The organism is Flavobacterium sp., from assembly GCF_027531705.1.
GTDB lineage: Bacteria > Bacteroidota > Bacteroidia > Flavobacteriales > Flavobacteriaceae > Flavobacterium.
In genome coordinates, this window is the sequence record NZ_JAPZSP010000010.1 from 1 (window position 1) to 14,548 (window position 14,548).

The 14,548-nt window shown below is 31.4% G+C and carries 14 protein-coding genes and 1 pseudogene; 8 read left to right on the forward strand and 7 right to left on the reverse strand.

Translation table 11 applies throughout. The features are described from left to right. Positions 1-851, forward strand: a pseudogene (prfC, locus tag O9267_RS04450) (peptide chain release factor 3); the annotation flags it as partial. Between the two features lie 191 nt (positions 852-1,042). Continuing rightward, positions 1,043-1,198, forward strand: a complete 156-nt coding sequence (locus O9267_RS04455; protein ID WP_298176489.1) for a hypothetical protein — start codon at positions 1,043-1,045, stop codon at positions 1,196-1,198. 82 nt (positions 1,199-1,280) lie between these two features. Here the strand turns inward: O9267_RS04455 and O9267_RS04460 are convergent, their stop codons facing one another. The 7 genes from O9267_RS04460 to O9267_RS04490 form a co-directional block, all read right to left on the reverse strand. After that, a complete protein-coding gene (locus O9267_RS04460) occupies positions 1,281-2,351 on the reverse strand; it encodes an endonuclease (RefSeq protein WP_298176491.1) in 1,071 nt (356 codons plus the stop codon). Between the two features lie 2 nt (positions 2,352-2,353). Next, the gene (locus tag O9267_RS04465; RefSeq protein WP_298176494.1) at positions 2,354-3,553 is read right to left on the reverse strand and encodes an endonuclease; all 1,200 of its coding nucleotides are present in this window, start codon (positions 3,551-3,553) and stop codon (positions 2,354-2,356) included. Between the two features lie 3 nt (positions 3,554-3,556). After that, positions 3,557-4,660 (reverse strand): endonuclease, encoded by a 1,104-nt coding sequence (locus tag O9267_RS04470; RefSeq protein ID WP_298176497.1) that lies wholly within the window; start codon positions 4,658-4,660, stop codon positions 3,557-3,559. Between the two features lie 6 nt (positions 4,661-4,666). Next, a complete protein-coding gene (locus O9267_RS04475) occupies positions 4,667-5,881 on the reverse strand; it encodes a methyltransferase domain-containing protein (protein ID WP_298176499.1) in 1,215 nt (404 codons plus the stop codon). 107 nt (positions 5,882-5,988) lie between these two features. Next, positions 5,989-7,959 carry a KUP/HAK/KT family potassium transporter gene (locus tag O9267_RS04480; protein WP_298176501.1) on the reverse strand — a complete coding sequence of 657 codons (1,971 nt, stop codon included), beginning with the start codon at positions 7,957-7,959 and terminating at the stop codon, positions 5,989-5,991. Between the two features lie 99 nt (positions 7,960-8,058). Further along, positions 8,059-8,970 carry a metallophosphatase gene (locus tag O9267_RS04485; protein WP_298176504.1) on the reverse strand — a complete coding sequence of 304 codons (912 nt, stop codon included), beginning with the start codon at positions 8,968-8,970 and terminating at the stop codon, positions 8,059-8,061. 10 nt (positions 8,971-8,980) lie between these two features. Then, positions 8,981-9,757 (reverse strand): 5'-nucleotidase, encoded by a 777-nt coding sequence (locus O9267_RS04490; RefSeq protein ID WP_298176506.1) that lies wholly within the window; start codon positions 9,755-9,757, stop codon positions 8,981-8,983. Positions 9,758-9,804: 47 nt separating this feature from the next. Between O9267_RS04490 and O9267_RS04495 the strand changes: the two genes are divergently transcribed. The 6 genes from O9267_RS04495 (at position 9,805) to O9267_RS04520 (ending at position 14,547) form a co-directional block, all read left to right on the forward strand. Further along, complete coding sequence (locus O9267_RS04495) at positions 9,805-10,323, forward strand: hypothetical protein (protein ID WP_298176508.1); 519 nt, start codon at positions 9,805-9,807, stop codon at positions 10,321-10,323. A gap of 1 nt (position 10,324) precedes the next feature. After that, a complete protein-coding gene (gene dapA, locus O9267_RS04500; RefSeq protein ID WP_298176510.1) occupies positions 10,325-11,206 on the forward strand; it encodes a 4-hydroxy-tetrahydrodipicolinate synthase in 882 nt (293 codons plus the stop codon). Between the two features lie 126 nt (positions 11,207-11,332). Further along, entirely contained in the window at positions 11,333-12,127 is a 795-nt protein-coding gene (bamD, locus tag O9267_RS04505) for an outer membrane protein assembly factor BamD (protein ID WP_298176513.1), read from the forward strand. A gap of 9 nt (positions 12,128-12,136) precedes the next feature. After that, on the forward strand, positions 12,137-12,454 hold the full coding sequence (locus tag O9267_RS04510; protein ID WP_298176515.1) for a DNA-directed RNA polymerase subunit omega: 318 nt from the start codon (positions 12,137-12,139) through the stop codon (positions 12,452-12,454). A 4-nt stretch (positions 12,455-12,458) separates the two neighbouring features. Continuing rightward, on the forward strand, positions 12,459-13,670 hold the full coding sequence (gene coaBC / locus O9267_RS04515) for a bifunctional phosphopantothenoylcysteine decarboxylase/phosphopantothenate--cysteine ligase CoaBC (RefSeq protein ID WP_298176517.1): 1,212 nt from the start codon (positions 12,459-12,461) through the stop codon (positions 13,668-13,670). Beyond that, entirely contained in the window at positions 13,660-14,547 is an 888-nt protein-coding gene (locus O9267_RS04520; RefSeq protein ID WP_298176520.1) for a DUF4835 family protein, read from the forward strand. The genes coaBC and O9267_RS04520 overlap by 11 nt, the downstream gene beginning before the upstream one ends. Position 14,548: the final 1 nt, after the last annotated feature.

Here is a 14,548-nt window from a genome sequence, read left to right on the forward strand (position 1 = left end):
CTCTTCAACCTGTTTTCTTTGGTTCAGCTTTGAATAATTTTGGAGTTAGAGAATTGCTTGACTGTTTTGTAGAAATTGCTCCATCGCCACGACCAAAAGAATCTGAAACAAGATTGGTAAATCCTGAGGAAGAAAAAATGACAGGATTTGTGTTCAAAATCCATGCAAATATGGATCCCAAACATAGAGATAGATTGGCTTTTGTGAAAATTGTTTCGGGAACATTTGAAAGAAACAAACCTTATTTACACGTGCGTCAGAATAAGAATTTGAAATTTTCGAGTCCAAATGCATTTTTTGCTGAAAAGAAAGAAATTGTAGACATCTCCTACCCTGGTGATATTGTAGGATTGCACGATACAGGAAATTTTAAAATTGGTGATACGCTAACAGAAGGTGAAATTATGAGTTTTAAAGGAATTCCGAGTTTTTCTCCTGAGCATTTTAGATACATCAATAATGCGGATCCATTAAAAGCTAAACAACTAGATAAAGGAGTTGACCAGTTGATGGATGAAGGTGTTGCGCAGTTATTTACACTCGAAATGAACAATCGAAAAGTTATTGGAACGGTTGGAGCATTGCAATATGAAGTAATTCAATATCGTTTAGAACATGAATATGGTGCCAAATGTACTTACGAAAATTTCCCTGTTCACAAAGCTTGTTGGGTAAAACCTGATGATGCAAAAAATGAAGAATTCAGAGAATTTGTTAGAATAAAACAAAAATTCTTAGCAAAAGATAAATACAATCAATTGGTGTTTTTAGCCGATTCTGATTTTACTATTCAAATGACACAGAGTAAATTTCCAACAGTAAAATTATTTTTTACTTCAGAATTTGATTAATATCGGCATAGATTTTGTAAGAAATCATTAGTTTTTTGTTACTAAATTATTAGATTTTAATTAAATAACAAAAAATATTTCGCGAATTAAAAAAATGATTAGTACATTTACACCCAAATAAAACAATTAAGACAATGAAAAACAATTTATTCAAGCTATATATCCTTGGTTTTTTTATACTAACTGATTTTATGGTATTTGCACAGCCAGGAGATGATACTGTTGATGGAGGCTTAGAAGGAGATGATACTCCTCCTGTTCCTGTAAATGGAAAATTAATATATTTAGGAATAGCAGGACTTTTGTTTGCTGTTTATACTTATAGAAGAAATAAGAAAGTTGCCTAACTAGTATCTTTTTAAGCATAAAAAAAACGCTTCAATTAATTGAAGCGTTTTTTTTATGTAAAACTATTTTGCGTTTCTTGATTTAATTTACAATCACTTTCTTAACAATCGACTCATTTTCAGAAGAAAGTTTTAGTAAGTAAAATCCTTTTGGTAAGTTTTCTAATGTATAAGCATTATCGATTAAAACTGGATTCTCAATTTTTTGGATTAATTGACCGTTAACAGAAATCAATTCAATATCATCGATTGATGATTTAGTTGAAATTGAGATTTTATTATTATTTGTTGGGTTAGGAAAAACAGCAATATCAGAAGTCCAATCAAATTGTTCGTTTAAAAGATATATGTTTGGCCATCTGTTTTGAGCAACTGGTCCACCCCAAATTAATGTTGCCAAATATGGATTATCAATAAACGGATTTCTATTTCCTTGTCCATAAGTATTTGAAGAATTTCCTAAATAAGTATTTCTAACATCTTCATATTGAGAAACTGGATCTTCTGCGTTCCATTGTAACAATAAACTTGTCATATTAGAATCAGTACCAACAGTAGAACCCGTTGAAACAAAAGTAGGCAAACATTGACTTCCATATCTTAAGTACATATACATAACAATTCTTGCTGCATCACCTTTCCATTCATCTCCAGGGTACCAATTTGCTCCAACTGTAGCAGAATTTCCACTTCCAGCAGCATACAATTTGTTTCCTCTTTCACCATTTCTTTGAACATCACAAGCACGTAACATTTGAGCATCAGCTCCAGGACCAGATTGCCCCAAATCTGGATTACCTAGTGATTGCGCAAACATGTGTTCTCTATTCCAATCACCAACAGCTCCACCATTACTATTTTTGCTTCTAGTTCTATCATTAGTGACATTTGCATCTGTTCCATTCTCATAACCATATACTAGTAGAACATTTGAAGAATTTGTTGGATCTAAATCAACAATCTTAAGTGCATTCCAAACTTCAGAATAAGATAATTGGTTGGTATGAGTACTTGTTATCTTGGTTGCAAGAGCATTTTTTAAAGCAGTTCCAGTTTGATTCCAATTGAAGCTATTGTAATAAGGTGATGCTGGAGCACCATTTTGAGCAAATGAGCTTATTGTAATTAATAAAAGTGCAATTATTTTTTTCATAATTAATTAATTATAATTTTTTTAGTTATTGATTCATTATTTGAAGACAATTTCAAGAAGTAAAATCCTTGAGGTAAATTTTCTAATGAATAAGTATTATTATTTGAACTAGGATTTTTAATTTGTTGCATCAATTGTCCATTTATACTAATCAAATCAATTTCATCTAAAACAGTTTCCGATTCTATAATAATTCTATTATCAACGGCTGGATTAGGATAAACTGAAACAGCAGAAAGTAATTCGAAAGTTTCTGTTTGTAATGGAGAACCCCAAATTGTAGCAACCCATTCTGGATGGTCAACAAAAGGATTTCTGTTGCTTTGATGGGTATATATTCTATTGTTTATTGCTATTTCTCTTGCGCTAACAGGATCATTTTGATGCCAAGTTTTCATGATGCTTAGAAAAGTAGGATTCAAACCTTGACTTGCACTACCGTCAAACATAGCTTTAGCTGTAGTATTTGAACAAGTTGAATACATTAGTGGCAAAACGTCTTCGTAACGCGTTACAAAATATAAAACAGCTCTTGCAACATCACCTTTAAACTCATCAATTGGTTCAAATACATTACCAGAATAGCCTGCCGAATAACCACTGTTATTGTTAAATCCTATTTTAGAAATATTAGAAGTATAACATGGTAAATTTGTTGGAGAATATGAAGGTCCATCACCTCCAGCACATGGATTCAAGTTAGTTGCATATATTCTGCCAAAAGGTAAATTTCCTCTCCAAGCATTTACTCTTATATCTGTTGGAGGAATAAAATGTGCATCGTTTTTAGCATAATATGCCACACTATTAATCGAGGTATTAATTCCAATACTAATAAAGTAAGGTTCAAAAAAACTTTCTGGTATTAAATGCTCTCTATTATAACAAAGTCCTTCATAGGAAGTAGTAGTAGAACCACATTCTAGTAACGTAGAATTATAATTGGTAAAATCAATTTCGTCAATTTTTTCAGAATAAATATCTAAAAGAGAGCCATCATTTTCATAGTAATTATCTCGGTAAGCTGAATGAGAATATAAACTCCACAATGAATTATATGATTTTGGAATATAATTTTTTAAGATAATATGCAATTGAGATTTTAATGCAAAACCAGTACCTGTAGCAGAATCATAATATCCATTAGGAATTTGGGCTATTGCACTTGTTGAAAACAATAAAAAAATGATTATTCTTTTCATAATTTAGTTGACAATTACTTTTTTAGTTATTGATTCATTATTTGAAGACAATTTTAAGAAATAAAATCCTTGAGGTAAATTTTCTAATGTATAAGTATTATTATTTGAAGTAGGATATTTAATTTGTTGCATCAATTGTCCATTTATACTTATCAAATCAATTTCATCTAAAACAGTTTCTGATTCAATTGTAATTCTGTTATCAACTGCTGGATTAGGATAAACTGAAATAGCAGAAAGCAATTCGAAAGTTTCTGTTTGTAATGGAGAACCCCAAATAGCTGTAACCCATTCTGGATGGTCTATAAATGGGTTTCTATTGTGTTGTCTTGCACTAATGGCATTATTTCTATCAATTTCTCTTTGATTTACAGGGTCTTGATTATGCCAAGTCAATAAAATATTTTTGAAAGTTGGTGTAAATACTTGAGTTGACGAACCGCTTTGAAACATTGCATAGGAATTTCCCCAAGTAGTTATAACGTTCTCATATCTAGTGGCAAAATAGAAATACATTCTAGCAATATCTCCTTTGAATTCATCTATTGGTTCAAAAACAGTTCCTGAATAACCTGCTGCGTATCCTGTATTAGAAGCAGAACCAAGCTTTGAACCGTTTTGAGTTGTTGTCGATGCAGTTCCTACTTTTCCATGAGGATAGTTACTTCTCCAACCATTGACTTTACCATCAGTTGGTGTGACAGAATGTGCATCAGAAACCATCGGAGAATTTGAATTAAAAACGGATTGTGGAATGATATGCTCACGGTTATAACAATCACCTTCAACAGCATAATTACCACATCTATCGCCTGAATTTGTAGCTGAATAATTATATGAATCTGTACCACTAGGCTTTTCAGAATACATATCTAATACAGTTCCGTCATTTTCATAATAATAATCTCTATCAGAAGTTAAATAAGTTGTATACAAACCATCATATCCTCCACTAGAAATTGTCGATTTAATTATATTATACAGTTGTGTTTTTAATGTATAGCCAGTTCCTGTAGCCGTATTATAATAAGTTGCAGGATAATAAGGTGTTTGAGCAAAACCAATTGTAACGCTCAAAAATAAAATTAATGAGAAGATTTTTTTCATAAAAAACTATAATTTTCTTTCTAATAATGCCATATAAAACCCATCAAAACCAGATTCAGAGGCTAATACTTTAGAATCTTTTACAAATGTAAAGTTTTTTCCATTATCCGTACTTAAGAATTTCTTAATTTGTTCCTGATTTTCAGATGGTAAAATAGAACAAGTTGCATAAACTAATTTTCCGCCTGGCTTTACAATTCTAGAATAACTTTCTAAAACTTCAGCTTGCACTTTTTTGATGTTATCTATAAATTCTGGTTGTAGTTTCCATTTACTATCAGGATTTCTTTTTAGAACTCCTAATCCACTGCATGGTGCGTCAATTAAGACTCTATCGGCTTTTTCGCAAAGCTTTTTGATAACTTTAGTTGAATCAATTATTCTATATTCAATATTAAAAGCTCCGTTTCTTTTTGCTCTTAACTTTAATTGCTTTAGTTTGCTTTCATACAAATCCATTGCGATTAATTGTCCTTTATTTTCCATCAATGATGCCATGTGAAGTGTTTTTCCACCTGCTCCAGCACAAGTGTCAACTACTCGCATTCCGGGTTGTACATCAAGAAAACGAGCTACTAACTGTGAAGAAGCATCTTGAACTTCAAAAAAACCTTCTTTGAAAGCATCTGTCAAAAATACATTGGCTCTTTCTTTCAACACCAAAGCATCTGGTTGATCTTTTAGAAATTCTGTTTCAATGTTTAAATCCATTAGGATTGCACGAAGCTTTTCCTTAGTGGTTTTCAAAGTATTTACTCTTAAAATAACTTGTGCTTGTTTGTTTTGTGCAGCCAATTCTTTTGTCCAAAGTTCTTCGCCCAATTCTTTTACACCCAATTCATCCATCCAATCTGGAATAGATTCACGGAAAGTTCGGATTTTTGACAATTCATCAAATTTTCCTTTTATTTTTCTTTCAGGAGTTCCTTCTAATTGTCTCCAATCGGGAATAGGATAACCACGCAAAACTGCCCAGGTGGCGAACATTCTCCATAAATCATCTCTGTCATAAGGCTCTTTCACAGCAGCAATTTCGGCATACAAACGTTTCCAACGAACAACTTCGTAGATGGTTTCTGCCACAAATTTTCTATCGGAACTTCCCCAACGTTTGTCTTTTTTCAAAGATCTTGCTACTACTTTATCGGCATATTCTCCTTCATTGAAAATCGCGTTCAATGCATCAATTGTAGTGTAAACTAAATTTCGGTGTAATCTCATTATTTTTTAATCAGCCTGTAAAGGTATTGCTTTTTTCTAGAAACAAAAAAAGTATTCTTTAAAACCATTTTGATATTAAAGAATACTTTTTACTATTTTATCATTTATTAGTGAGTCTCAATTCTTCTCATCTCAATTTTTTCGGGAGCATGAAGCACTAAAGGAAATTGTTCAACTTTTACAGAACTACTGTCTAATCCGAAGCCTTTCTCTTCAGACAAACTGAATTTTTTTAAGAAAAAATATGCACTCATTACTGTATTTTCAAAGAAAGTTAAATCGCTATCGTTTGACAAGAATTTCTCAGAAAGTACAAATTTGAAATCTCCAATAATATTATTCTTGTTCAATGATTCATAACGACTTGTAATATCTACCTCGCCACGTTGCACCATTTCTTTCAAGACTTGTTTGAACATTAAATTGATTTTAGTAGCTTCTCTAAAACCAAGGTAAAAATCAATTCTATAAATATCATCAGGAACAATTTCTGTTACTTTATATTCTTTTTTATAAGGCTCACTCAAAATATTAACGTGAACAAACCAATATAAATCGGCTCTTTTGGGTCTTTTTTGCAATATAGAATACATTACTTTTTCTTCTATTTCGTCGCTTCGCATTGAGTTGGTCATATAAACTAAATGTGTTGCATATTTTGGAATTGATAAATCAACACTTAATTCAGCTAATACTTTTTTGTAAGTGTCAATTTTAACTATTTTGGTATAATTTTTACTAATTTGTTTAGCTAAAAACCAAGTAGCCATTATTGAAATTAAAATTACGGCAATAATTAAAGTAACAAAACCACCATGCAAGAATTTAGTAACGTTGGCATATAAAAAGCTAAATTCAATCAACATATAAAGTGTTATCAAAGGAATGATATAGTACATTTTTACACGCTTCATTATTAAATAGAAATTCAGTAAAATAGTAGTCATAATCATTGTTAGAACAATTGCTAAACCATAAGCATGTTCCATATTACTTGATTCTTTGAAATACAAAACGATACCAATACAACCAACTAATAATAACCAGTTTATTGAAGGAATATATAGTTGTCCTTTTTCTTCAGTTGGGTATTTGATTTTTGCTTTAGGCCAAAAATTTAATCTTATTGCTTCATTTATTAAAGTAAAAGAACCACTAATTAAGGCTTGAGAAGCAATAACTGCGGCAAGCGTTGCAATCACGACTCCGATTGGTTGAAACCATGTTTCCATTATTAAATAAAATGGATTTCCGTTTTGTCCACCAAGTTCCTGAAGTGTTTTTCCTTCATGAGAGATAAGGTAAGCACCTTGTCCAAAGTAATTCAAAAGCAACATTATTTTCACAAAAATCCAACTAACACGTATGTTTTTTCTTCCACAGTGACCCATGTCTGAATATAAAGCCTCTGCTCCTGTTGTACAAAGAAAAACGGCTCCTAGAACAAAAAATCCCTCTGGATGTACTGATAATAATTTGTAAGCATAATATGGATTAACCGCTTTTAAAACTTCAAAATTTCCAAAAATTTGAATACTTCCTAGTATACCAAGCATAGCAAACCAAACCAACATCATTGGTGCAAAAAACTTACCTACTAACTTGGTTCCATATTGTTGAATTATAAATAGTATTATCAAAATAACTATAACAATCGGAATTGTATTAAGTTCAGGTTTGAATATTTTTAAACCTTCAACCGCGGAGGAAACCGAAATTGGTGGTGTTATTATTCCATCGGCCAACAGTGTACTTCCACCAATAATTGCTGGAACTATCAACCATTTTATCTTTGTTTTTTTGACCAATGCATAAAGAGCGAAAATTCCACCTTCTCCATGATTATCTGCACTTAATGTAATAATAACATATTTTAGTGTTGTTTGAAGTGTTAATGTCCAAAAAATACAGGAAATTCCACCTAAAACAATATCGGCAGTTATAGCATACTGTCCTAAAATGGCTTTCATTACATATAAAGGAGAAGTTCCGATATCGCCAAAAATAATTCCTAAAGTTACTAATAATCCAGCAGTAGAAAGCTTGCTATGAATGTTTTGTTGGCCGTGTGAGCTCATATTATCTATTTAAAAAAGAATGCAAAGTTATTCATTTTAACAATTTGTTATAAAAAAAGCACCGAAAATTTCGATGCTTCTCGTTAAACTATTTTTATTTTAAACAATTATCGATTTTCCTGAAGAAGATTTTGACTTATCTGTATCAAAATAAAAGTCAATTCTTCCTAAATTTATTCCGTAACAACCAACCTGATTTACTAATACATCTTGGTTATCAAGGTTTTTAACAATAGTTGGTTTGTCTAAAAATGTATGAGTATGACCACCAATAATCAAATCAATATCTTTTGTCAAGGCTGCCAATTTCAAATCCGAAATTTTATCTGGTTCATTTTTATATTGGTAACCTAAATGCGACAAACAAATTACTAAATCACATTTTTCTTTTTTTCTCAAAGTCGAAACTATGTCTTGTGTAATTTCTAGTGGATTATTGTAAACCGTTTCTTTGTAGTTTTTTTTGTCAACTAGACCGTCAAGCTCTACTCCTAACCCGAAAACGCCAACTTTTATTCCGTTTTTAATGAAAATTTTATAAGGTTTTACGATTCCGTCAAGAACAGTATTTTTAAAATCATAATTAGCCGAAACAAAATCGAAATTGGCATTGTGTAATTGTGAATAAAAACCATCTATTCCGTTATCAAAATCATGATTTCCCATGGTTGCCAAGTCGTATTTCATCATACTCATCAGCTTAAATTCTAATTCGCCACCATAATAATTAAAATAAGGTGTTCCTTGAAAAATATCGCCGGCATCAAGCAATAATACATTGTCGTTTTCTTTACGAATACTTTCAATTATAGCAGCTCGTCGAGAAACGCCACCCATATTTGGATTTCTTGGATGATCAGCAGGAAATGGATCAATGTAACTATGAACATCGTTAGTATGCAATATCGTCAAATGCTTTATTTCGTTAGATTTGAAACTACTAATGGATAATCCCAACCCTAATAAAGTTGCGCTTGCAGCCGTTTTTTCTATAAATTCTCTTCTTTTCATAGTTTTGGATTTATTCTTTAGTAATTCTAATGTCATTTACAACCGGAATTGTATCAACGTCTTTAAAATAATCAATTAATACATTTCTGAGTTTGTAATCTAAATCATAACGAGCAACTCCTTTTTTGAAGAAAACCATATTGTCACCACCATTTGCAAGATAATCGTTAGTTCCAACATAATAAGTTGTCTCTTTTGAAAGCGGTTTTCCATTTACAAGTATGTTTTTTGCTTTCTTATCAACTGTTATTGTAAAAGTCATTCCCGATAATGGATGCGGTTTTTTTTCAGCAATAAAATAATCAACCATTTCTTGTACTTGTTCGCCTTTTAAAGCTACAACAACCAAGCTATTTTCAAAAGGCATAATTTCGTATGCTGTTCGTGTTGTCACGTTTCCTTTTGGCAAAATGGAACGAATACCACCATTGTTTAATAAAACAAAGTCAATTGATTTATTTTCTCTTTTGTTAAAAACAAAATTTCCTTTGTCTTTGGTAACATCTGCAAATAAATTCCCAAAAGTTGATTGCCATTCGCCAGATTTATCTAAAGTTTCTGGAGCATAAGCTAAAACGGCACTTAAATCTTTTTCGATATTATCTCTGTAAGGTTTTATATAAGCTTCAATTTCAGTAGATTGACCTAAACTTTCGGTTACTGGAATTTTCTTTCCTTCTATTTTGGTTACGAACTCTTTTTGCGGTTGGCAAGAAAATAGAAATAAAAATGTTAAGAATAAAACAAAATTCTTTACTACCACGTTATAGTTTTTTAGATTTACCATCTGAAATGAGACTTATTTAATTAAATTTGTAGCTCAACAAAAATACTATGTTTTTAAATCAATTAAAGGATTTTTTAATAAAAAATAAAGTTAAGAAAAGGTTATCAAATGTAACACCTGATTTTAACTCAAATCCTATTAAAACAGTCGGAATTATTTTTGATGAGACCCATTTTGAAAAAAAAGTTGCGATATTAAATGAGTTACTAAAAAAAGGAATTCCTTTAGAAAAAATTAGCGTTTTGATATTCAATACAATTGCTAAAAAAAATCAAGCATTTGAACATCCAACATTCAGTCCAAATGATTTTACACTGGGTGCTAATTTTAAAAACCCTGATGTAAATGAATTTATTTCAAAGAAATTTGATTTGTTAATTAATTATTATAACATTGAAAAAGCACCTTTATTGCAAGTTTCTAATCTTTCAAAAGCAAGTTTTAAAGTAGGTTTTTCTGCTGTTGACAAACGAATCAATCATTTTATGATAAATACAACAACCGATAATTACAAAGTTTTTATCGATGAATTATTCAAATATTTAAAAATACTTAACAAAATATAATATGCAATCATTAGTAGGAACAGGTGTTGCACTAGTTACGCCGTTCAAAAAAGATTTTTCAGTTGATGTGGAAGCTTTACAACGCATCGTAAATTTTCAAATTGATAACGGAATTGATTATCTAGTCGTACTTGGAACCACAGCTGAATCGGCAACCTTGAGTCAAGATGAAAAAGAATTAGTTATCAAAACTATCGTTGAAACCAACAACAAAAGACTTCCATTAGTTCTTGGTGTTGGTGGAAATAATACAGCAAAAGTTGTAGAAGAGTTGAAAACAAGAGATTTATCCGATTTTGTCGCGATACTTTCAGTTTCTCCTTATTATAACAAGCCAACGCAAGAAGGAATTTACCAACATTTCAAAATGATTGCCGAAACTTCACCAATTCCAGTAATTTTATATAATGTTCCTGGAAGAACAGCTAGTAATATGTTGCCATCGACCGTTATAAGATTGGCAAATGATTTCAAAAATATCGTTGCCATTAAAGAAGCTGCTGGTGATATTGTGCAAGCTATGAAGTTAATTCAAAATAAACCAAAAGATTTTCATGTAATTTCAGGAGATGACATGATTACTTTACCAATGGTTTTGGCTGGTGGAAGTGGCGTTATTTCTGTTATTGGCGAAGGTTTTCCAAGACAATTTTCAGACATGGTAAGACTTGGATTGCAACGTAAAACAGACGAAGCTTATCAATTGCATTACCTATTAGCAGATAGCATCGATATGATTTTTGAACAAGGAAATCCAGCCGGAATTAAAGAGATTTTTCGTTCATTAGGATTATCTGAAAACACAGTTCGTTTACCGTTAGTTAATGTAAATGAAGATTTAGCAAATCGATTGGCTTCATTCGTAACTAAAATAGGAAAATAAGAACAAAATTAAATTAAAAATTGGTGCTTCAAAAATATATTTTGAAGTAGAAAAATTAATGTCTAAATTTGCAGTTGATTTTGAAATAGCTGTAAGTGCCTAAAATCAAGAAATCTAAACAAAATAATGAAGAAATTTTTATCAATATTGATCATTTTAGTTGTATTCAGCTCATGTAGCGAATATCAAAAAGCATTGAAAAACGAAGATGTCGGTGCTAAATTTGAAGCTGCAACTAAACAATATGAAAAAGGGAAATACGCCAAAGCGATTAGACTTTTTGAGCAAATAGCACCAGCTTACAGAGGAAAACCGCAAGCAGAGAAAATGTTTTATATGTATTCACAATCGTATTATAAAACAGAACAATATTATTTAGCAGGTTATCAATTTGAAAGTTTTGCATCAAGTTATCCAAAAAGTGAAAAGTTAGAAGAAGCAGCTTTTTTAGGAGCAAAAAGTTATTCAATGTTGTCTCCAGTTTACAGTATTGATCAAACTGATACAACTAAAGCTATCGAGAAATTACAATCATTTATTGATACTTACCCAAATTCAACCTATTTAGAAGAAGCAAATGCAGTTTTGAAAACGTTAACTGGTAAAATTGAGAAAAAAGTTTTTGAAAACGCAAAACAATATAACACCATTTCAGATTACAAATCAGCAATAATTGCACTTGATAATTTTATTGCAGATTTCCCTGGAACACCTTATAAAGAAGAAGCATTATATTATAAATTAGATTCAGCTTACAATTTGGCAATAAACAGTGTTCCGTCAAAAATGCAAGAACGCCTTGAAAATGCTAGATTAGCTTATTCTGGTTTAATGAAATTTAATGCCAACACGACAAGAAAAGCTAAAGCAGATAATATGTTAGCCGAAATAGAAAAGAATTTACAACAATTTCAAAAATAAATTAAAGTCATGGATTTAAAAAAGACGAATGCTCCAGTAAACACAATCACTTATAATAAAACAACGATTGAAGAGCCTACTGGAAATGTGTATGAAGCAATCACAATTATGGCTAAAAGAGCAAACCAAATTAACTCTGAAATTAAAAAAGAATTGACAGAGAAATTGGAAGAATTTGCAACTTATAATGATAGTTTGGAAGAAGTATTCGAAAACAAAGAACAAATTGAAGTTTCTAAATTTTACGAAAAACTTCCAAAACCGCACGCACTAGCTGTTCAAGAATGGCTAGACGGAAAAATCTATCACAGAGATTCTAACAAATAAGAACATGTCAGTTTTAAGCGGTAAAAAAATAGTGCTAGGAATTTCTGGTGGAATTGCCGCATATAAAACAGCTACATTAGTTCGATTATTTATAAAAGCAGGTGCACATGTCCAAGTGATAATGACACCTGCTTCTAAGGATTTTGTAACACCACTTACACTTTCTACTCTATCCAAAAATCCAGTTCATTCTACATTTTATAATGAAGATGATGAGAATGCACAATGGAATAACCACGTTGAGTTAGGACTTTGGGCAGATTTTATGCTTATTGCTCCTGCAACTGCCAATACTTTATCTAAAATGGCTAATGGCAATTGCGACAACTTACTAATTGCTACTTATTTATCGGCTAAATGTCCAGTATATTTTGCTCCAGCGATGGATTTGGACATGTACAAACATCCGTCAACATTAGCTAGTTTTCAAGCTTTGAAACAATTTGGCAACATCATGATTCCTGCAGAAAGTGGCGAATTAGCAAGTGGTCTATCTGGCGAAGGTCGAATGGCTGAACCTGAAAACATAGTGGCTTTTCTTGAAAAAGATATTGAAAGCAAATTACCTTTAAAAGGAAAAAAAATACTAATTACCGCTGGACCAACTTATGAAGCAATCGATCCAGTTCGATTTATAGGAAATCATTCCACTGGAAAAATGGGCTTTGATATTGCTGAAAGTGCCGCGAATAAAGGCGCCGAGGTGATTCTTGTATCTGGACCAACACATCTTTCAAATAAAAATTCTTCTGTGAAAGTTGTTAGAGTGACATCTTCGCAAGAAATGTATGAAGCTTGTCATACTTATTACGAATCGGTAGATGTTGCTATTTGTGCCGCTGCTGTTGCCGACTACAAACCAAAAAATATCGCTACTCAGAAAATAAAAAAGAGTGAAGCTGCGTTTACTATTGAATTAGAAAAAACAAAAGACATCTTAGCTTCGTTAGGACAACTAAAGAAAAATCAATATTTGATTGGCTTTGCTTTAGAAACTGAAAATGAAATAGAAAATGCCATAGCGAAAATTCAGAAAAAAAACTTAGATTTGATAGTTTTAAATTCTTTACAAGATGAAGGCGCAGGATTTGGAAAACCAACAAATAAAGTAACATTTATTTCAAAAGATTTATCCATTGAACCAATGCCGTTAAAATCTAAAGAAGAAGTAGCGACAGATATTCTCAATAAAATTATTACGCATTATGAAAAATAAGATTTTATACATTTTCCTATTCTTAGCAAGTTTTGTAAATGCGCAAGAGCTGAATTGCATTGTTACGGTAAATTCAGATAAAATAACAACTACAAACAAGCAAATTTTTCAAACACTACAAAGATCTTTAACCGATTTTGTTAACAAAACTAGTTGGACAGGAAGAGAACTTTCACCAAATGAAAAAATAAATTGTTCCATGTTTATAAGCGTTTCTGCTCAAGACAATGATTTATTTACGGCTACTATTCAGGTTCAGACTTCACGTCCAATTTATAATTCAACTTATACTTCATCCATTTTTAACTATAATGATAAAGAGTTCACTTTTAATTATACTGAATTCCAAAATCTAAATTACAATCCAAATTCATTTGATTCAAATCTAGTTTCTGTTGTGGCATTTTATAGCGCAATGATCATCGGTATTGATGCTGACACTTTTGCCTTAAATGGTGGAACTGAATACCTAGAAATAGCTAGAGAAATTGCTAATGTTGCACAATCAAGTGGTTACGCTGGCTGGACTCAAGCTAAAGGAAATAACAATCGCTATTCTTTGATAAACGACATGCTTTCTAACACTTATTCTCCTTATAGATTGACTATGTACCAATATCATTTGGAAGGTTTAGATACTATGACCAAAGACATGAAAGCTTCAAAAGAAAAAATTAAAGCGGCCATTGCAAAAATGAAAGAAGTACATAATGTGCGTCCGAATGCTTTTATAACCAGAACTTTTTTTGATGCCAAAACAGATGAAATTGTTTCTATCTTTTCTGGTGGACCAAGTATCACAATTACAGATTTGGTTGATGATTTGAACAAAATTTCTCCGCTTAATTCAAGCAAATGGGCTTCCATTAAATTTTAGT

Bases quoted from the DNA above. Each gene is read 5' to 3' on its own strand.
- O9267_RS04455 (WP_298176489.1), top strand. From the start codon at position 1,043: ATGGTATTTGCACAGCCAGGAGATGATACTGTTGATGGAGGCTTAGAA.
- O9267_RS04460 (WP_298176491.1), bottom strand. From the start codon at position 2,351: ATGAAAAAAATAATTGCACTTTTATTAATTACAATAAGCTCATTTGCT.
- O9267_RS04465 (WP_298176494.1), bottom strand. From the start codon at position 3,553: ATGAAAAGAATAATCATTTTTTTATTGTTTTCAACAAGTGCAATAGCC.
- O9267_RS04470 (WP_298176497.1), bottom strand. From the start codon at position 4,660: ATGAAAAAAATCTTCTCATTAATTTTATTTTTGAGCGTTACAATTGGT.
- O9267_RS04475 (WP_298176499.1), bottom strand. From the start codon at position 5,881: ATGAGATTACACCGAAATTTAGTTTACACTACAATTGATGCATTGAAC.
- O9267_RS04480 (WP_298176501.1), bottom strand. From the start codon at position 7,959: ATGAGCTCACACGGCCAACAAAACATTCATAGCAAGCTTTCTACTGCT.
- O9267_RS04485 (WP_298176504.1), bottom strand. From the start codon at position 8,970: ATGAAAAGAAGAGAATTTATAGAAAAAACGGCTGCAAGCGCAACTTTA.
- O9267_RS04490 (WP_298176506.1), bottom strand. From the start codon at position 9,757: ATGGTAAATCTAAAAAACTATAACGTGGTAGTAAAGAATTTTGTTTTA.
- O9267_RS04495 (WP_298176508.1), top strand. From the start codon at position 9,805: ATGTTTTTAAATCAATTAAAGGATTTTTTAATAAAAAATAAAGTTAAG.
- dapA (WP_298176510.1), top strand. From the start codon at position 10,325: ATGCAATCATTAGTAGGAACAGGTGTTGCACTAGTTACGCCGTTCAAA.
- bamD (WP_298176513.1), top strand. From the start codon at position 11,333: ATGAAGAAATTTTTATCAATATTGATCATTTTAGTTGTATTCAGCTCA.
- O9267_RS04510 (WP_298176515.1), top strand. From the start codon at position 12,137: ATGGATTTAAAAAAGACGAATGCTCCAGTAAACACAATCACTTATAAT.
- coaBC (WP_298176517.1), top strand. From the start codon at position 12,459: ATGTCAGTTTTAAGCGGTAAAAAAATAGTGCTAGGAATTTCTGGTGGA.
- O9267_RS04520 (WP_298176520.1), top strand. From the start codon at position 13,660: ATGAAAAATAAGATTTTATACATTTTCCTATTCTTAGCAAGTTTTGTA.